14 protein-coding genes are annotated in these 20327 nt (G+C 44.0%); 4 read left to right on the top strand and 10 right to left on the bottom strand.

Going from position 1 to position 20327, the window contains the following annotated elements; genetic code table 11:
* Positions 1–86 precede the first annotated feature (86 nt).
* Complete coding sequence (locus ACYX4M_RS10920) at positions 87–1790, top strand: protein adenylyltransferase SelO (protein WP_476080124.1); 1704 nt, start codon at positions 87–89, stop codon at positions 1788–1790.
* Between the two features lie 26 nt (positions 1791–1816).
* Here ACYX4M_RS10920 and ACYX4M_RS10915 read toward each other — a convergent pair whose 3' ends face one another.
* The 4 genes from ACYX4M_RS10915 to ACYX4M_RS10900 all read right to left on the bottom strand — a co-directional run bounded on the left by ACYX4M_RS10915 (position 1817) and on the right by ACYX4M_RS10900 (position 6141).
* Entirely contained in the window at positions 1817–3022 is a 1206-nt protein-coding gene (locus ACYX4M_RS10915) for a M24 family metallopeptidase (RefSeq protein WP_476080123.1), read from the bottom strand.
* 184 nt (positions 3023–3206) lie between these two features.
* Positions 3207–3878 carry an adenosylhomocysteinase gene (locus tag ACYX4M_RS10910; RefSeq protein WP_476080122.1) on the bottom strand — a complete coding sequence of 224 codons (672 nt, stop codon included), beginning with the start codon at positions 3876–3878 and terminating at the stop codon, positions 3207–3209.
* A gap of 13 nt (positions 3879–3891) precedes the next feature.
* A complete protein-coding gene (locus ACYX4M_RS10905) occupies positions 3892–4326 on the bottom strand; it encodes an adenosylhomocysteinase (RefSeq protein WP_476080121.1) in 435 nt (144 codons plus the stop codon).
* Between the two features lie 60 nt (positions 4327–4386).
* Positions 4387–6141 (bottom strand): sensor domain-containing diguanylate cyclase, encoded by a 1755-nt coding sequence (locus ACYX4M_RS10900; RefSeq protein ID WP_476080120.1) that lies wholly within the window; start codon positions 6139–6141, stop codon positions 4387–4389.
* A gap of 287 nt (positions 6142–6428) precedes the next feature.
* Here ACYX4M_RS10900 and ACYX4M_RS10895 point away from each other — a divergent pair, with 287 nt between their 5' ends.
* From ACYX4M_RS10895 to ACYX4M_RS10885, 3 genes are all read left to right on the top strand, one after another.
* Positions 6429–7361: an AEC family transporter gene (locus ACYX4M_RS10895; protein WP_476080119.1), complete on the top strand. Its 933-nt coding sequence runs from the start codon at positions 6429–6431 to the stop codon at positions 7359–7361.
* A gap of 287 nt (positions 7362–7648) precedes the next feature.
* Complete coding sequence (locus ACYX4M_RS10890) at positions 7649–9889, top strand: alginate lyase family protein (protein ID WP_476080118.1); 2241 nt, start codon at positions 7649–7651, stop codon at positions 9887–9889.
* A gap of 397 nt (positions 9890–10286) precedes the next feature.
* On the top strand, positions 10287–13442 hold the full coding sequence (locus ACYX4M_RS10885) for a bifunctional diguanylate cyclase/phosphodiesterase (protein ID WP_476080117.1): 3156 nt from the start codon (positions 10287–10289) through the stop codon (positions 13440–13442).
* Between the two features lie 47 nt (positions 13443–13489).
* On the opposite strand, the gene ACYX4M_RS10880 is transcribed toward ACYX4M_RS10885, so the two are convergent.
* The 6 genes from ACYX4M_RS10880 to ACYX4M_RS10855 form a co-directional block, all read right to left on the bottom strand.
* A complete protein-coding gene (locus tag ACYX4M_RS10880; RefSeq protein WP_476080116.1) occupies positions 13490–14179 on the bottom strand; it encodes an HAD family hydrolase in 690 nt (229 codons plus the stop codon).
* A gap of 225 nt (positions 14180–14404) precedes the next feature.
* Entirely contained in the window at positions 14405–15445 is a 1041-nt protein-coding gene (locus ACYX4M_RS10875) for an ABC transporter ATP-binding protein (protein ID WP_476080115.1), read from the bottom strand.
* A 12-nt stretch (positions 15446–15457) separates the two neighbouring features.
* Positions 15458–16288 carry a carbohydrate ABC transporter permease gene (locus ACYX4M_RS10870; protein ID WP_476080114.1) on the bottom strand — a complete coding sequence of 277 codons (831 nt, stop codon included), beginning with the start codon at positions 16286–16288 and terminating at the stop codon, positions 15458–15460.
* Positions 16289–16291: 3 nt separating this feature from the next.
* A complete protein-coding gene (locus ACYX4M_RS10865; RefSeq protein WP_071952603.1) occupies positions 16292–17164 on the bottom strand; it encodes a carbohydrate ABC transporter permease in 873 nt (290 codons plus the stop codon).
* Between the two features lie 67 nt (positions 17165–17231).
* Positions 17232–18539: an ABC transporter substrate-binding protein gene (locus ACYX4M_RS10860; protein ID WP_474830109.1), complete on the bottom strand. Its 1308-nt coding sequence runs from the start codon at positions 18537–18539 to the stop codon at positions 17232–17234.
* 162 nt (positions 18540–18701) lie between these two features.
* Positions 18702–19976: a hypothetical protein gene (locus tag ACYX4M_RS10855; protein ID WP_476056419.1), complete on the bottom strand. Its 1275-nt coding sequence runs from the start codon at positions 19974–19976 to the stop codon at positions 18702–18704.
* Positions 19977–20327 lie beyond the last annotated feature (351 nt).

The raw sequence follows: 20327 nt of genomic DNA, 5'->3' as shown, positions 1-20327 counted from the left end.
GGTTGTTAATGGTTAAAGGTACGAAAGTAACCTGAGCCTCGATGCTCGCAAACAGATTTTCCCATTCAGTGAAATAGGTAAGCATAGTGACAGAACGTATCAAAACACTAGATGAATTCGCAAAGCACGTAGATTACTCTTTGCTGAATACCCTTACCCCAGACCCACAGTCGACGTGCAATGGTGACGACCATGACCCGCGCCAAGTGTTCTCAGGTCACTATGTGCCAGTTACTCCGACCCCATTAACTGCACCGATGTACGTTGCTCATAGCGAAACGCTGTTTGCCGAATTAGGCTTAGACGATAGCTTGGCAACATCTAAAGATTTCACCCAGCTGTTTTCAGGGGACATGTCGGATGTACCTGCTCCAATGAAGCCCTTAGGCTGGGCAACCGGCTACGCACTTTCTATTTACGGTACGGAATACACACAGCAGTGCCCGTTTAGAACAGGTAACGGCTACGGTGATGGCCGCGCAATCTCTATTGTTGAAGCGGTATTAAACGGCAAGCGTTGGGAAATGCAATTAAAAGGTGCTGGTCGCACGCCTTATTGTCGCGGCGCAGACGGGCGCGCCGTATTGCGCTCAAGCGTGCGCGAATTTTTAGTGCAAGAACACATGCATGCGCTTGGCGTACCCACTTCCCGCTCTTTAAGTTTGTTCATGTCTGAATCAGACACAGTAGACAGGCCCTGGTATCGCGAAGGGTCTCATTCCTATGAACCTGAAGTGATGGTAGAAAATATAACGGCTATTTCTACCCGCGTGGCGCCCTCCTTTTTGCGCGTAGGCCAAATAGAGCTTTTTGCTAGGCGAGCTCGCTGTAACGAACACAGCGAAGCGTTAAACGAACTAGAAGCCATTGTTAAGCACCTTATTGAGCGAGAGTACTCAAGTGATATTGACACAACCACGTCGTTTGAAGAGCAAGTGGTAACGCTGGCTGCACTATTTCGAGACCGGCTAACACGTCTTGTTTCTGGTTGGGTTCGAGTCGGTTATTGCCAGGGCAATTTTAATAGCGATAACTGCGCCGCAGGAGGCTTTACGCTGGATTATGGACCATTCGGCTTTTGTGAATTTTTTGAAGCAGACTACCAACCTTGGACAGGCGGCGGTCGTCACTTCTCGTTTTTAAACCAGCCCATTGCTGCGCAAAAGAACTTCGATATGTTCTGTCGCTCACTGATGCCGCTACTTGAAGGCAACAGTGAACAGCTCTCTAAGCTTAACGAGATCAACGACGGTTTTTCTGGCGTGATGGAACGCGCCATGGAGAGCATGTGGGCAACAAAGCTCGGCCTTGCGAGCTACGACCATGACTTGCTAATTAAGCTGCTGCAATTAATGCTTCGGACTGGCGTTGACTACAATATGTTTTTCAGAGAGCTATCATCGATACCTGAAGATATGGCGAGTTTGACGAAGAGCTTTTACTACCCGCCTAAAGCAGAGGTCATTACAGAATGGGAGGCTTGGTTACAAAGCTGGCGTGAGCGGATTGAAAAGGACGCTGAAGCACAGGGTGATATAGCGAGTGCTATTGCTACAACCGCAGAAAACATGCGCAAAGCAAACCCTAAATTCACATGGCGCGAATGGCTTATTGTGCCTGCTTGTAAAGCCGCAGAGAAAGGTGACTTTACTCAAATACACGAACTTCAGAAGATTCTTACCGCGCCTTATGATGAGCAGACAGAAGAGGTAGAGAATAAGTACTACCAGCTGCGCCCACTTAAATTTTTCAGTACTGGCGGAGTCGCACACTACAGCTGCTCTTCGTAATAAAGAGCAGCTTTAATTAAGTTTACTTACAAAGAGTCGATAGATTCACTAGGCTCAGTAAACCACACCGGGCCATCTTCGGTCATATAAAAGTGATCTTCTAAGCGAATACCGAACTCGTTCGGCACCACTATCATAGGCTCGTTACTGAAACACATGCCAGATGCTAGCGGGTGAGGATTATCTTTTACTAAATACGGCCATTCGTGAATATCCATACCTATGCCATGCCCTGTTCGATGGGGTAAGCCTGGCAGATTATAATCTGGCCCTAAGCCATCTTTTGCTAAGCTGTCTCGCGCGGCTTTATCCACTTCGCCGCAAGGAACACCGACTTTGGCGGCATTAAATGCCGCAAGCTGTGCGCGCTTTTCGCTTTCCCATAATGCTCGTTGCTTATCGGTTGGCTCACCAAAACAATAGGTTCTCGTGATATCAGAGAGGTAGCCGTGCACCTTACAGCCAGTATCAATCAATACTAAGTCGTTCTTCTTTAGTACTTGAGGGTCTTTAACGCCGTGGGGGAACGAGGTGGCTTTTCCAAAAAGTACAATGCAAAAATAGTTACCGGTGGCCCCCACTTTCTTATGTGCATCGTTAATAAATGCTTCAACTTCTGTCGTGGTAATGCCTTCATAAAGCATACTGGCTGTAGCTTTGTGCACAGCAAGGGTCATGTCCATTGCACGCTGAATGAGCGCTAGTTCATTGTTCGATTTGTGCATACGACAGTGCGCAGTAACCTCAGCACCATTGATAATTTGCCACGGCTGTTCAAGCAGTTTATTAAAGCCATCTACAATAAAAAATTGCGTAGACTCATCCACACCCAGTTTGCTGCCACCCGCTGTATCCAGCTCGCTTAACATAGAAATGGCAAGCGTGTATGGGCTTTCATGTTCTTGCCAACCGATAATGTCGCCTTCCACTAATTTGCGTTCGTTTAAAGAGTCGATTTCAAAGGTAGGAGCTAGATATACAAGGTCGCCTTTTGCAGGCAAAACCGCGCCGACTAAGCGTTCGCTGGCGTACCATTGCATACCTGTAAAATACGCTAAGTTAGTCCCCGCGTTTAGATATAACGCGCCAATGCCATGCTGTTGCATGTAATGCTGCGCCTTGGCAATTCGGGCTTTGTATTCTGAAAGTGGGATGGGTGTTAGGTCGCCAATCATGTTGACGAGGCTATCTAAAGCCTGTTGTGGTGTTTTTGTGCCTATTGTTCTGCCCATTTTTTGTCCCTACACTAGCGCAAGGCCGATAATCTATTGGAGTGCGTTCAGCCCGCCTTAACTATAAATTTATTAAAACGGGCACACTGTACAATAATGGGTAGGAAAGTCGAGATAAGCGAGGGTAGTGATGCCTGTTAAATGGCGTAACTATTGCTGAACACTCGCTTACTACAACTCAATTTTAAAGAGCACTTTTCCACGCAGCTTCTGGAAGTAAGTACAAACCTTTCTCGCTTGTTGCTCCTTCATTCACGATATAGCCGATGCCCGCAGCCATCACGGCAAGGGTTACGTCAAACGCATTGATGCTGTCGCCATAGCCCGCAGTTAAGTTAAACATAGAACCATCAGCGAGAAGATACAGTGTTTTATTGCCCAGCTTATAAGCGTTTACATAAGGCATTGGCTCACTATGGGTAGCGTTGTTTTTAAGGTAAGGCACGTCAATTTCTTGAGCTACATGGCCTACATTTAAAATAAACGCCCCGTCTTTCATGCTGTCTAAATGGCTTGAATTCACTACGCCATACGCACCAGTTGCAGTGGCAATAACATCAGCCTGGCTAGCCGCTTCATTTAGATCAACCACTGGCCAACCGTCGTATTTCGCCTGCAGCGCTCTTGCTGGGTCAAGTTCTGCAACTTGAACCTGTGCACCAAACGCCTTTGCCGACGCTGCCACGCCCTGCCCTACCAAACCATAACCAATAACAACCACTACTTTTTCGTGCAGGGTTAAGTGGGTGGTTTGAAAGAAAGTTTGCCATGCGCTTAAACCCACCATGTGCCTGTTGTGAAGCCCTTCTTTAACTGGCAAGTCATCCCAGTTAAATATTGGATAGTTTGGCGCCATACCATTTAAACGGTTAATGCCAGAGCCCGTTGCTTCTGAGGCCCGATACTATATTTGGCACAGGCTTGTTTGCTTTTGTATTTTCGTGAAGTCGAGTTGTCAGATCAGCGCCCATTTCACACAAATGGGTAGGCTGCCACGCCAGCGCTTTATCGAATGACTCAGACCAGTCAGCGTCGCTCATATCTCGCCACGCATGCGCTATTGCGCCTTTATCAACAAGGTAAGACACAACATCATCTTGTACCGTAGTAGGATTGCATGTGGTCAAAAAAATATTGCAGCCTCGTGATAGCAGCCCCTCTACCAAAGGTGCCATTTTCAAATCTAAATGCATGTTGCAGGCAAGCTTGACGTTAGACAGATCGGGAAGTGCGTCGATAGCCTTACGAGTGCGCGGCATATGCAGGCTGGCCCACGCCAACTCTGCTTGAAAATCTTGGTACATGAAAACGATACTCTGAAGAAACGAAAACAGAATAATACGTGAGAAACGTGGATTTACAAATTAGCGTTCGATTTCAGCCTCATTCCACAACACCACCCTATTTCTTCCCCTAGATTTGGCTAAATAGAGCGCTTGGTCGGCCTCTTTAATGAGCACCATAACGTCTGTATCACCTGGAGACGAGCCCGCTACGCCAATACTCACCGTGATTCTCACCAGCTTGTTAATATCATGCATTGATAGGTGAACACGTAAGTTTTCAGCAATTTGTTTGGCGTATTCGGTGCGAGTGTAGGGCAAAAATACCAAAAACTCTTCGCCCCCCCAGCGAAAGGTAATATCTGAGCCGCGCACTTGCCCCTTAATCTCTTCTGCTACCTTTTGGAGTACTTTATCTCCCACGTCGTGCCCGAAGGTATCGTTAACTCTCTTGAACCAGTCTAGGTCGATAAGCATTACCGACATAAATTTATTGCTGCGCTTTCCCAGTTCCCAAATTGGATAAACGAGATCTTCAAATGCACGGCGATTATAGAGTAACGTCAACGGGTCCAGTCGCGCATCCCGCTCTGCATTTTTTCGAGCTTCTTGCACTTGCTTGTAATTGAATGCTAACGAAATAGATAACAGTGACATTTCCAGCACCATGCCTATCTCAATGCCTCTAAACGCCCATTTCGAGTAGGGAATAAGCCCCCATGTCGCTAGGCTTGAAACGGTCGCCCCCCCCGTTCCACACAAAATAGCGGGCAAGAAAAACTTGGCTAACGCATCACCATTTCTATAGGCCAAAATGCCGATGCACAGCATCCAAAACGCTATCGTTGTTAATACAACAAGCTGCGACATTACGGCAAATGAGCGACTGCCAACGGCGATAATTATCACGGCTAACATGAGCAAAACGCCGTAGATATACTTTCTAAAACGATAGAGCTTCGGTAAGTAAAGCTGAGTATCTAAAAATTCGATGGTGAACCTTACCGCACTAAATAGATAGAAAAACATCAGTGTGGGCATTAACCATTGCTGAAGGAACACAGATTCTGACCATAACAACCAAAAGCCATGCCCTGTGTATGTGAAATTAAATACCAAAAACGACAGTAGATATAATGAATAAAGCAGGTATCTGCGTTCTTTTAGATAGGAATATAGAACCAGGTTATAAACGAGTAAAATAATAAGTGAACCGTATAACGCGCCATAAAAATAGGCATTTTCGGTAGATTGGTTTTGTGCATCCCTTGGCGTCCCCATGTAAATAGGAATTGTCATGGGGTCTTCAGACGCAAACCGGAACACAACTAAAGTTTCGGGCGTTGTGAGCCGGAAAGACGTAGAGGGCATTCTGTTTTTTTCAGCTCGACTGCTATGGACGTTGTCATCACCTAGACTTATGTGACGCTTTCTTTGACCACCTTCGAAAAAGAACACGTCAATCTTATCAAGCCATGCATTATCAATTTTGATTTTTAGGGGGATAAATGCACTATCTGCTGCATTTTCTACTTCATTATTTGAAATGTTAAGTTCATAGGCATAGGGCTCGGTAGGGAGTACAGCCCATATTGTTTTATCAGTAAAACCCCAGCTTACTTTGCCGCTACCGTTAGCGCTCAGTGTGTTTTGTTGATATTTATCGACGATATCCTCTGCAGTAAGGATACTCCCGTCTTCCTCAAAAAATTGTAAATGCTTGTTAACGAGCAACATTGTTGGTGCAGGCGCTGTATTTTTAGAGACTCCGAAAGCGGGCCCGATCGACAAGCTTACGAGGAGAATTAAACTGACGAAGAAAAGAAAACCATTCATATTTCTATTCTTTATTCTCTTTTATTTGTTCTAAAAATTTAAATGCAGGCCGTACCTCAATATCAATAACAACAAACGCCAGCCATTAAGATATTAAGTTACGCTTATTCAAATGGTTTGTGAATAGATTTAAGTCACTAATAGCCGCATCTAATCCTTTTTCTTATATCAGTTTAGAATTTGTCTTATGCGCACATGAAAAACCTTGGCATACTATGCCTTAAGCACTTGCAGTCAGCTCAGCTTCGCTCGCTCTTCTTAATAGATATAAAGGCCTCTTTCTTTTTATGCTTAGCTTTATTACCAGCACGCTCATTCCCGTTCTTATTCTTTTATTAATGGGGTGGCTATTTTTCCGAATTAAATGGCTTAATGAGGGCTTTATTGAAGCAGGCTCAAAACTGGTGTTTAACGTGGCACTCCCTGCCTTGTTATTTTTATCGATAGCGCGAGCAGACTTTTCTAAAGCCGCTAACCCCACCCTTGTCATGGTAGGAATTACAGGAACCCTTGCGGTATTCCTCGCCTTAATGATTTGCGCTCACTTTACCGTTCAGCCATATAAAGCCAGAGGAGTGGTAGTTCAAGGCGGCTTTAGAGCCAACATGGGCATTATCGGCTTAGCTTACTGTGCCAATACCTATGGGCAAGAAGGGCTTGCTGTAGCCTCGGTCTATATGGGCTGTATCACCATATTATTTAACGTGCTGTCTGTATTTGTTCTTAACTTTTACCAAGGTACGTCACGCTCATTAATGGGCCAAGTTACCGGCATGGCGAAAAACCCGTTGATCTTATCGATTGCCGCAGCCCTGCCTTTTTCATACTTCGAATGGCAGCTTCCAGATACCGTCGTGAAAACAGGGGAGTATTTCGCTCAACTTACCTTGCCACTTGCACTTATATGCACCGGAGCGTCCTTACAGTTCCGCTCTTTCTCCAGTGACTGGTTTAATATCGTGCTTAGCACAACCAGCAAATGTGTGGTTTACCCCTTTGTATTGGTTGCCCTTGCCTATGCTTTTGGTTTTAAAGGGATGGAGCTGGGTATTGTTCTTTTATTAGCCATCTCACCAACTGCTGCAGCAAGCTATGTCATGGTGAGAAATTTAGGAGGTGACTATCGCTTAGCAGCAAGTATTATCGCAGTCAGCACATTAGCGTCTTTACCTATTACTGCTCTGGCTTTTGGAATACTAAGCAAATTGCACCTTGTGTAAGGCATCAAGGTTATTCTTATTTGCATAGAGCTATTTCGCAATTTTCTCGTTCACAGCGTTCCACTTGATTAAAAAAAGCTCCCACAGCATAGTAATATCCAGCCAACTGGCATTACCAATTTAAATTTTATTTTTTACCAAAGTTTAAAATTGGCCTACCCATCACATCTTCTATTCTGTTATTGTGTTTATTACAAATTGTCATTTTTAAATAACAACATTTTCCCCCTACATCCGTTGTTGCCTGTTTTCATTAATGGCTAATTGACAACAAGGAAATAAATACAATGAACATTAAGAAATTTAGCCTTACCATGCTAGCTGTTGGTATCAGCCTGTCGTCTTTTGCTAGCGAAGCAAAAGCTCATCCTAACCTTATTCTTACCGAGCCTGGCGTAGAAAGAATGAGAGACAACTTGGGTGAAGTTCCTCTGTTTGATAAAAGCTTGGAAACCGTTAAGCAAGAAGTAGATGCCGAAATTGCTATGGGTATCGATACGCCCATTCCAAAAGACTTTTCAGGTGGCTACACCCACCAGCGCCATAAACAAAACTTCTTTATTGCGCAAAAAGCTGGCGTTCTTTATCAAGTGTTACAAGATGAAAAGTACGCCAAATATATTCGTGACATGTTGTTTCAATATGAAGCCATGTACAAAGACTTACCCCTTCACCCGCAAGAGCGCTCATATTCGCGGGGTAAATTATTCTGGCAATGCCTAAACGACAGCAATTGGCTGGTTTACATGAGCCAAGCTTATGATGCTATTTACGACTACTTATCTGCAGATGAACGCAAAACACTGGAGGACAATTTATTCCGTCCGTTTGCTGATTTCATTTCATTAGAAAACCCTCAATTTTTTAACCGCGTACATAACCACAGTACTTGGGGCATTGCTGCCGTTGGTATGATTGGCCTTGTTATGAACGATGAAGAGCTTATTCAACGGGCGCTTTATGGTATCGAAGACGATGGCTTAGAAGTGGGCGGTAAAGACAACGATGGCGGCACTATTAAAGTAGAGGGTCAACGTAAGGGCTTTTTCGCTAATTTAGAAGAGCCCTTCTCTCCTGATGGCTACTATACCGAAGGCCCTTACTATCAGCGCTATGCAATGTATCCTTTCCTAATACTCGCACTGGCGATGGAGAACAATCGACCAGACTTAAAAGTGCTACAGCACAAAGACAATGTGTTGTTAAAAGGTATCGATGCGCTTCTTAATTTGTCTGACGCCGATGGCGAATTCTTCCCGCTTAACGATGCTCAAAAGGGCATGTCTTATCAGAAAGCCTCTTTGGTAACTGCCGTCGACCTCGCCTACTTTTATGGCGAGAAAGATCCTCGCTTGCTGAGCGTGGTAGAGAAGCAAGGACAGGTACTTCTCCAAGAGTCGGGGCTTGAAGCTGCTATTGATATTCGAGATGGCAAAGCGGTACCTTTTGTAAAGTCCTCCGTGAATTTAAGTGATGGCCCTAACGGTGACCAAGGGGGGGTAGGCATTTTGCGTTATGGCAATGAAGACCTAACCCTGGTTTTTAAATATGCCGCTCAGGGTTTAAGTCACGGTCACTACGATAAGTTGTCGTTCTCTTTATATGAAAAAGGTGAGGAAGTCTTGCAAGATTATGGGCTAGCTCGCTTTGTTAATATCGGTCAAAAAGGCGGTGGTAACTATCTAAAAGAAAACACGACCTGGGCTAAAACAACAATTGCGCATAATACCCTATCAATAAATGGCAAAAAGCATTTTGATGGGAAGTACGAGATTGCCAGCCAACATCACTCTGAGCTTTTCACTTTTAACGCAGAAGATGACAACGTAAAGGTGGTTAGTGCAACAGAAGAAAATGCCTACCCAGGTACGTTAATGCACCGCACTATGGCTGTGATTAAAGACGAAAACTTTGAAAAGCCGTTTGTACTAGACATTTTACGCGTTGATTCTAACAAGAAAAATCAATACGACCTCCCCTTCTATTACATGGGTCAGATAATTGATAAGAGCTTTACTCACGAGTCACCTACCACGTTATCACCATTTGGTGATGAAAATGGCTATCAACATTTATTTGTAGAGGGCAAAGGTAACGCAAGTGACGGCAACACCAAGTTCCAATGGCTCCAGCATGGCAAGTATTACACGCTGACTACGGTTACCAACGCTAAAGACGAGGTGTATTTGACTCGCATTGGCGCAAACGATCCAGACTTCAACTTGCGCCGTGATGCAGCTTTTACGCTTAGACGAAATGACACCCAAGACACTTTGTTTGTTTCTGTGGTAGAACCCCATGGTTCATACAGCCCAGTAAGTGAATCGTCGATTAACTCAAGAAGTAGTATCAAAAACCTTAAGGTGGTTTTAGATAGCGATGCGTACACAGGCGTGCGTATTACCGACGTAAAAGGCGGTACACAGCTATTAATCATTGCTAACAGCGATAATAATAAAAGCGCAAAACACAAAGTTGAGATAAACGGTGAAAGCTACAGTTGGGTTGGCCCTTATTTTTATAAGTAAGCACCTGAAAGTAACAGCCGCCTCATACTTTAAACATTGTAATGTGTAGCAAGGCCTCATTAGAGGCTTTGCTTGATTTAGTTACTAGCCTTTTACTTTTCACAGGTTTTTTAATCATGGTGGATGATCACCTTCCAGTTATCATCAACACTTTCTAAATAGTTATAGTTCATACTGTTATTTTTGGAGGCGAAGAGATCATTACCTCCAAGATTTGCATATCACTTGACCTAAACCGAGCATTTTATCTTTAGCAATTGTTTCATAAGTTTTTACTATACTGGATATAACTGTTATTACTTAATCGCACGTTCAGTTTTCTTGGAAGGTTGTGAGTATCAAAAAACACTGATTTTTGCCAAACTACTTAAGCTTAAATGGATTTAAACGAGATACCATGTCACAAATCCTTCAGACACTTCAGGCTAGAATCATCATTCTTATTCTGATGATTGCTATACCCGGCTTCGTTGGCATTTTTTACGATGCATATGTAGAAAGAGAGCAGGCAATAAAGTCCGCCCTTAGCCGAGCAGTGAACACTGCAAAAGCTCACTCGAAGATTCAGGCCAATCTTGTAGAGGAGACGCGACATTTTCTAAAAAATTTAGCCCAATTCGACGCAGTGCAACAACCTAGTTCACCGCGGTGCAGTCGGTTCCTTGCTAATGTACTCAAAGTAAACAGTAACTATGTTAATTTAGGCGTTCCTAAGACAGATGGTGAGTTATTGTGTAATGCTCGGAAGTTGAAGCGATCAATAAATGTTTACGATCGCCCTTATATACAACAGGCAATCGCTACTCGAAAATTTTCAATCAGCGAATTCCAAATAGACCGAGCGACCAATTTAACCAGTGTTAATTTTGCCTATCCCGTCATCAATCTAGATCAGGGGAATTTAGTAGGCGTAGCTGTAGCTGTTATTTCCCTCGACTGGTGGAGTGAAATACTCTCTGAATCCTATCTGCCTGAAAATACGGTTGCCTATATAACCGATAGCGATAACAAAATTGTGGCAGCATTCCCCGCTAGACAAGAACTGATAGGCACTTCATTAGCGGTTCAAAGAAATAAAAGCGAATATTTAAGTACAAAAGCAGATAGTAATCTTTTTCTGAGCAGAGACCCTTACCAACGAGTTTATGTGACACATCCTCTATTTGACGATGGAAAGCATATCAACATTACGATTGGTATTCCTCTGAAACTCACGTTCGAAGCTATTGATGCTAGGTTAATGACAACTACTCTTATACTGACGTTCATCGTCTTATTCTTCATCGGTGTTTCAGTATGGCTAATACGAAGAAATGTTTTACTACCCATAAAAAACCTTTTGCAGTCAACCAAAGCACTTGCCGAAGGTAAGGAAGTCAATGATTCATCAATGAAGGGCAGTATTGAACTCAAAAAGTTGCAGCAGCGCTTTTTACAGATGGCAAGAACGCGACTGGATGCAGAAAAAAAACTTATAGATAGCCAGAATTCGTTGCAGGAAAGTCGAGACATCTTAGCCAGTCACATAGAAAACACACCTTTGGGTTGTGTAACTTGGGACACTGACTTTATTTGTACCGATTGGAATAAGTCGGCTGAGACAATTTTTGGGTACAGTAAAGACGAAGCTATTGGCAAGCATGCATCTGAACTAGTTGTCCCTCTAGAATTGCGACACGAAATAGACAGTGTCTTCGAATTGCTTGTTGAAGGCAAAAAGACTGTCCGTAAGGTGAACAACAACATTACTCGCCTTCTTGAAACCGTCACCTGCGAATGGTACAGCACACCTATTATAGATTTTACTGGTAAAGTAATTAGCGTTGTATCTTTGGTTCAAGACGTTACAGTCAACAAACGTTTAGAAGATAAATTAAAACTTTCAGCGAGCGTCTTTTTTCACGCAAGAGAAGGCATTTTCATTACAGATGAAGACGCCAAAATTATCGACGTAAACAAAACCTTTGAAGAGATAACCGGCTACTCGCGAAGCGAAGTACTGGGCAATAAGCCCAGCATGTTTAAATCTGGAAAGCAGTCTTCGGAATTTTACGAGAACCTATGGAAGTCAATTATCAATGAAGGTTATTGGGCTGGGGAGATCTGGAACAGACGAAAAAACCATGAAATATACGCACAACTGTTAACCGTCAGTGCAGTAAGAGATGACAACGGCACCATCAAAAACTATATCGCTATTTTTAGCGATATTTCTGAAACAAAAGAACAGCAATATCGTCTCGAGCAGATGGCTCACTACGATGTCTTAACAAATCTGCCTAACCGCACGCTACTCGCTGAACGTTTAGATAGCGCCCTTACACAATGTAAGACAAATAGAAATTATGCCGCGGTGGCAATGCTTGATTTAGACGGGTTCAAGAATATAAACGATAGTTTCGGACACAGTGTGGGGGACGAATTGCTTATTACTTTGGCTCATCGCTTCAAAAACAAGCTAAACGCGGGAGACACCGTTTCCCGTTTTGGTGGAGATGAATTTGTAGCTGTACTCACCAACCTAAAACGAGCTCAAGATTTTGTTCCTATTGTAAAGAGCATGCTTGAAGCAGCCTCAACACCAGTTAAGTATGGTGAAAACGAACTTAAAGTTTCAGCAAGCATTGGGGTAACGGTTTACCCTAATGACGATACAGACGCTGAACAGCTGATTAGACATGCAGACCAAGCCATGTACTTGGCAAAACAGAAAGGTAAAAACTGTTTTCACCTTTTTGATATTGAATCAGAGGATGCTATCAAAACCCGTCATGAAGTGATAAAGAGTATTGGCAACGCGCTTAAAACCGATGAGTTTGAACTTTACTACCAACCCAAAGTGAATATGCGTAGTGGGGAAATAGTTGGCGTAGAAGCACTGATACGCTGGCGACACCCAATCCGTGGCCTTCTTTCTCCTGCAGAGTTTTTACCGTTTATCGAAAATCATCCACTTAGTATTGAAGTTGGCGAATGGGTTATCGAAGAGTCATTGCGGCAGCATTATCAATGGAAACAATTAGGCATAGACATAAAAATTAGTGTGAATATCTCTGCATTGCAGATACAACAAAGAAACTTTCCAGTTCGTTTAGCACATTTACTTTCAAAAGTACCCGAGACACCGCCTAAAGCAATACAACTGGAAGTGCTCGAAACCAGCAAGCTATCTAATATTAAAAAAGTGTCTGAGATTATGGAGGACTGTGTAAAGCTTGGCGTTACTTTTGCCATTGATGATTTTGGAACGGGTTACTCCTCTTTAACTTACTTGCGACGCCTGCCCGCCGAAGTGATTAAAATTGATCAGTCATTCGTTCGCGATATGTTAGAAGACTTGGAAGATAAAACGATTGTTATCGGTGTAATAGCCTTGGCCAATTCATTCAATCGCAGTGTTATCGCTGAAGGTGTAGAAAGCATTGCTCACGGAACATCACTGTTAGCATTGAATTGTGAGCTCGCACAGGGGTTTGGTATAGCCCGCCCTATGCATGCCGACTCCCTGCCAGGTTGGATAAAGCAGTGGGAAACGAGTGAAGAGTGGAAATAAGCTTTGAAACAAACTTTACTTTTAACGTATTACATAAAGAGGCTAAGTTAAACGGTAAACAATCTTGGATAAAGTTCGGGTAATTCTTGCCAGTGCGCTATCGCGGGAACTCCTTCAAACGTATTAGGCTGCCCCTTTTCTAAATGGCTTGCCCCCGTGTATTTCACTACCGACATTCCGGCACTTAACGCTCCTTCAATGCCTGCATCGGAATCTTCTATCACTAAACACTTCTCAGGTGGAACCCGCATTTTTTCAGCAGCAAGAAGAAAAATATCGGGTGCTGGTTTACCCCTTGTTACCTCTGCGCTAGTGGTTACATACCCATTAAAATCCAGATCTAACGCCGTTGTTTTTAAAGAAAAGGATACCCGTTCAAGATGGCTACTGGTCGCAATACACTTTTTAATTAAAAGGCGCTGTAAGATAGCCTCTAAGCCAGGTGTGGGGCTTAGCTCTTCGGCAAACACAGCCAATAGTGCTGTGAAATAATCATCCCTAAACGCTAAGGGAAGGCTGATTTCAAAATCTTCGGCTATTTGGGCTTTTGCAGAGTCATAACTTTTACCTAGAAAGTGCCTATCAAAGTAATCGCCATCTATTTTTACGCCAAGGTCATGCAGCATAGATATAAGCACGCGCTTGCACAAAATCTCACTGTCAATAAGTACTCCATCACAGTCAAAAATAACCAACTCTATATCGGCGTTTGTTGCTGTTGGCTTTTTCTGCTCCATAATAATTCCTTGCTTACTCCACTCATCGTTAACAAATATGCCTTTAATACCTTGCTACGATTACTGACTAAATCTCGTTTTAAAACGTGCTATTTTTGTCTTTCCCTAGCGTTGAACATTAAGGGCTTTTGTATAACCAAGTACATTATTAGTGGTTGTTCACCATCAAATAGTGGACTTGTGTTGTACCCACAAAGCCCTTGCGTTCAACTCTCCATTATCTCGTTAAGCCGCCGAAGACGATGCTTGCTCACCCCAAGATAGCTCCGGGATGGTTACGCCATCTTTGTCGAAGTGCATAATTTTTTCCTCGGCAGCCGTTAGGTTAATTGTGTCTCCGTAAGCGACTTTACAATCCCCATCAGCTTTCACTGTTAATGTACCGGCTCCTTCAACATGAACATGCAAAAAGGTTTCAGACCCCAAGTGCTCAATCACGCCAACTCTTCCAGTCCACAGCCCTTTATCGCTGGTAATTCTAAAGTGCTCTGGGCGCACTCCTAAGCTGCATGTCGGGTCTCCCGCTTTTGCATCAACGCTTATAAAATTCATTTTTGGCGAACCGATAAAGCCTGCCACGAACTGATTTACTGGCTTTTGATAAAGCTCTAAAGGCGTGCCCACTTGTTCGATAATACCGCCATTAAATACCGCAATACGGTCGGCCATTGTCATGGCTTCAACTTGGTCGTGGGTAACATAAATCATGGTGGTATCTAAACTCTTATGTAGCTCAGATATTTCAAGGCGCATGTTCACGCGAAGTGACGCATCTAAGTTCGACAGTGGTTCATCAAATAAGAACGCTGAAGGCTGGCGTACTATAGCACGTCCGATAGCAACACGCTGGCGCTGCCCGCCCGATAGCTGACCCGGTTTACGGTCAAGGTAATCGGTAAGGTTTAGCATTTTCGCCGCTTTTTCAATTTTCTGTTCAATAATTGCAGGCTCTACTTTCGCCTGCTTTAGCGGAAAAGCAATGTTGTTACGTACCGACATATGAGGGTAAAGGGCGTAAGACTGAAACACCATTGCTAAACCACGCTGGGCGGGCGGCATGTCTGTCGCGTCTTGATTATCGATTTCGATAGTACCGCTTGTGGTATCTTCAAGGCCGGCAATCATACGCAGTAAGGTTGACTTGCCGCAACCCGACGGCCCAACAAACACGATAAATTCACCATCTCTAATTTCTAAGTCCAGCGGCTTAATCACGTTAACGTCGCCGAAGCTCTTTGTTACTTGCTTTAAGGTAATACTTCCCATTTTGAAGCTCTCCTATTTAACTGCGCCGAAGCTTAAGCCGCGCACTAACTGTTTCTGACTAAACCAACCAAGAATAAGAATGGGCACTACGGCCATTACTGAGGCGGCTGATAATTTTGCGTAAAATAAACCCTCTGGACTTGAGTAACTGGCAATAAACGCGGTAAGGGGCGCTGCGTTAGCCGCGGTAAGAATTAGGGTCCAAAATGCCTCATTCCACGCCAAGATAACGTTCAACAGTAATGTTGATGCGATGCCTGGCAGCGCTATCGGCAGCAGCACTTGGAAGATCTCTTGTTTTATTCCCGCGCCATCCATACGTGCTGCTTCCAATATTTCGTTAGGGATCTCTCTAAAGTAGGTATAAAGCATCCACACCATGATAGGCAGGTTAATAAGCGTCATTACAACGACCAAACCAATGCGCGTATCTAATAATCCAAAATCGCGAAATAGCAGGTAAATAGGAATTAACACGCCTACCGGTGGAAGCATCTTGGTAGAAAGCATCCACATAAGTAGGTTCTTTGTGCGCTTAGTTTGGACAAACGCCATCGACCAAGCTGCTGGAATAGCAATTAGCAACCCAAGGAGGCTAGCCCCAAGCGAAATCACAACTGAGTTCATAAAATGGTCGAAATAAGGAGAGCGAGAAAGCACCTCTGTATAGTTCTCTAAGGTCCAATCGAACATAAACAAACTAGGCGAAGCAGAAATGGCCTCTGACTCTGTTTTGAAGCTTGTAATAATCGTCCAAAGAATGGGGAAGAAAATCATCCCGCTTACTGTCCACGCCGCAAGGGTGTAGATAAGTTTTGATTTATTCGTATCTTTAATCGCCATTACTTATCCCTCTAAGTTCTTGCCAATAAGGCGCATTAGGAAAATAGCGACTATATTGGCAATAACCACTGCCACGATGCCGCCTGCCGAACCACCGCCTACATCAAACTGCAAAAGCGATTGGGTGTAAATAAGGTAAGTAATGTTGGTCGATGAATATCCAGGGCCACCGCTGGTCGTTACTAGGATTTCAGCGAAAATCGACAGTAAGAAGATCGTCTCAATGAGGATCACCGCCGTGACCGCACGAGAAAGGTGAGGTAGCACAATATAAACGAACTTGCTCCACGGGCCTGCACCGTCAAGATCTGCCGCTTCTAGCTGCTCTCGGTCAAGCGATTGAATAGCGGTAAGTAAAATCAGTGCAGCAAACGGTAGCCACTGCCACGACACAATGATGATGATTGACAGTAAAGGCAGTTCCGCAAAAAAGTCGATAGGCGTTACGCCAATAAACTCAGCGAAGTGGGCAAACAGACCGTTCACTGGGTTCATAAACATGTTTTTCCATACCAGCGCAGATACCGTAGGCATAACGAAAAATGGCGCTAGCACCATAATACGTACGTAGTTTCGTCCCCATATTGCCTGGTCTAATAAAACCGCTAAGCCAATTCCGCCGCAAATGGTAATAAACAACACACCGCCTACTAGCAATAGGGTGTTAAAAAATGACTCGATGAATGCGGGGTCAGTTAAAAAGAACTCGTAGTTGAGAAAGCCGATGAATTCGTTATCGCCCGGCATAAGCAAGTTATAGTCTAATACCGAGAAATAAAGGGTCATGCATAAAGGCACGATCATCCATGCTAAAAGCAAAGAGACCGAAGGAAAAAGCATGATTTTGGCTAAAGTACGAGATTGTGTGGTCGCCATGACTAGCCCTCTTATAATTATTAAATGGGAAAGTACAATAAAGCACTTTCCCTGTGGTTAACGCTGTTTATTTTGGGTAGCGAGCTTTGCGCATAGCGCGTTCAACTAAACGCTGTGAGCTTTGCAGTGCTTGGTCTACCGTCATTCGGCCGGTTAACGCGGCGCTAAACTGCTGACCTACTGCGGTACCAATACCTTGGAACTCAGGAATTGCCACAAACTGAATACCTACGTAGGGCACAGGCTCTACTGTTGGGTTTTTCGGGTCTGCAGAATTAATCGAATCTAGGGTAATTTGTGCAAATGGCGCGGCTTCTAAATAAGCGTCGTTCTCATACAATGAGGTACGTGTGCCCGGAGGGACATTCGCCCAACCTTTTTTATCTGCAACTAAGTTTGAATAGCCCTTTGATGTTGCCCAGCTGATGAACTTCATCGCCGCATCGGTTTTCTTACTGCTTGATGGAATAGCTAAAGTCCAGGCCCATAGCCAGTTTCCGCGTTTACCTAGACCGTTATCAGGAGCAAGGGCGAAGCCTACTTTGTCGGCAACTTCAGAGTCTTTTTCATTAGTAACAAAGCCACCCGCTACTGTAGCGTCAATCCACATGCCGCATTTACCGGTTTGGAACAGTGCTAAGTTTTCGTTAAAACCATTGGCTGATGAACCTGGAGGACCGTATTTTTCCATCACATCTACGTAGTACTCTAAGGTGTCTTTCCACGCTTTAGAGTCGAACTGCGGCTTCCAATTTTCGTCGAACCAGCGAGCACCAAAAGAGTTAGACATCGACGTTAATAGCGCAATGTTTTCGCCCCACCCAGCTTTACCGCGAAGACAAATGCCGTATACCCCGGCGTCTTTATCGGTCATTGCTGCAGCAGCTTCTTTGATAAAGCTCCACGTTGGCGCTTTTGGCATTTCTAAGCCCGCTTTTTCCATTAGGTCAGTGCGGTACATCACCATTGAACTTTCACCATAAAACGGTGCAGCATAAAGCTTGTCGTTTACGGAAAGGCCACTGCGAATGGCAGGTAACAAGTCGTCAATATCGTAATCATCACCTAGCCCGTTAAGTTCGGTAAGCCAGCCTTGCTTGCCCCAAATTGGTACTTCATAAGTGCCAATTGTCATTACATCGTACTGCCCACCGCTAGTAGCAACGTCGGTAGTAACGCGCTGACGAAGAATGTTTTCTTCTAACGTTACCCATTTGAGGTCGATATCAGGGTGCTGCTTTTCAAACTCGCTGCTAAGCGACTTCATGGTGATCATGTCGCCATTGTTAACGGTAGCGATAGTGATAGTTTCTGCTTGCGCCGCCGCATTAATGGTTAGTGCGCTGGCTACAATTAAAGATAGTTTTTTTAACATCGGGTCTCTCCCCTTTGTACTCTTATCAGATATGACTTTCCCCTCCCCGCCCAAATTTGGTTAAAGCGGGGATAAAAAAATCAGAGGTATTAAAGTAAGTTAGGTGGTTAGGCAGCGAAGCAACTCAGTGCCTAACCTTTTGTGTTAAAACTCGGCTCGGACTTAAAACTTAACTGAAATTTCAGAGGTTAGGCCGTCGAAACCAGCACCAATTTGACCGCCAGAATTAACGCCTTCGTCTTGGTCTACGTATTCAACTTTCCAAAGGGTACGGTCGTTGATCCAATAGCCCGCTGATACCTGTAGACGAGTCACGTCATTATCTGTTTGCTCAATAAGGTCTGACGTATTTTCAGATTCTGCATAACGTGCAGCAACATAGAGCTTCTCTGGAATAATGTATTGCTGCGCTTCTACTACCCAGTATTCAACTGACGAATCAGCCTCAATGACTTGGTTAGAATCGAACGTAGTGCCTGTTGGGTCTAACACGCCTTCATTACCGAAGTAAGTGATACCTGCAACAGCATTACCTTCTACGTCTGCAAAGGTATAATCATCAGTTGCTTTACCTAACATTAAAATAACGCTGGTTTGGTCACTTGGCTGATACGCCAAGTTAAGTTGCATAATTGATTGATTAAGCCCTGGTAGTGCACCTACGTGAGTATCACGTTCACTAGAGGCAGACGCAGAAAAGTTATAGTTTTCACCGTCACCAAAACGATAGTTGGTAGTGGTAACGCCATCTAAGCTGGCAAGACCGTTTTCGAATACAAGTTGCTCGCCTTGATTAGCATTGAAGAAGTTAAGTCCGGCTTTAAAGCCACCTTCAAATTCCAAGGTACCTTGCAAACGGTAGTTGTAGCCGCGATCTTCCTGAAAAGCTTCACCAAAGCTTGACGTAGTCATGTGACCCGCCACATTGTATGAGCGAAGAATGCCGCTATCGAAGGTTTCGGTGTAGCTTAGCTGAATACCGTTTTCGGCAGTGGCGTAGTCGTTAATGCCGTTACCGATAAGTGCGTTACCTTGGTTGTCCGCACCGTCTTGGAAACCTTTAAACTGGAAAGGAGAGGCACCTATGTTGCCCACACGCAGAATAAGGCTAGCGTTCTCTTTTTCATAGCCAGTCAGTCCAAACATATCAAACTCAACGCCGGCAAAATCTTGGTGGAATGAGAAGTCTCTGTCACCATTATTACCGAAGTCATTAGGCTCTTCAGCGATATCAATATCGGCAGTTATGTTTTCAGTAATTTTGAACTTGAACATTAAGTTAACGCGAAGACGCCCAAAGCCATCTGACTGAGTTTCATCTTCTGGGCGGAACGCACCATCTTTGGCTTGGATAGCTTGGTAGTTCTGCATAGCTAAGAAGTTAACTTGCACTCGTCCATCAAGAAATTCATTGGGTTCACTGGGTGGTACGTACATCGGCTTTTCTTGGCTTAGCTCTTGCGCCATACCTAACGTTGGCACGGTGGCCGCCAATACAGCGGCAGCGATCAGACTTAAAGATGCGCGTTTAGCGAACTTAGTTGATTGCGTCACGTGTTTCGTTGTATCTAGTCCCATTGTGAACCCTCTATTATTCTTTCGTAATTGTGTGGAGTGTAATTTTTGAAGAGTCTTCGTATCTTGGAGAAATCGGGAAAAACATCAATAAAACCCAAATGCTCACATAAAGATCAATTGCTCAACATGCGAGAATATGACCACCATTTGTTACCCCCGTCAACCAAAAAATTAACAAGTTTTTATCAACGAATATCGAAAACACCGCAA

The sequence above is a fragment of the Alteromonas sp. ABV4_150 genome, assembly GCF_056311745.1.
Note: the sequence above shows the minus strand (reverse complement) of the source record. Positions and strands in the feature narration are given on the sequence as shown.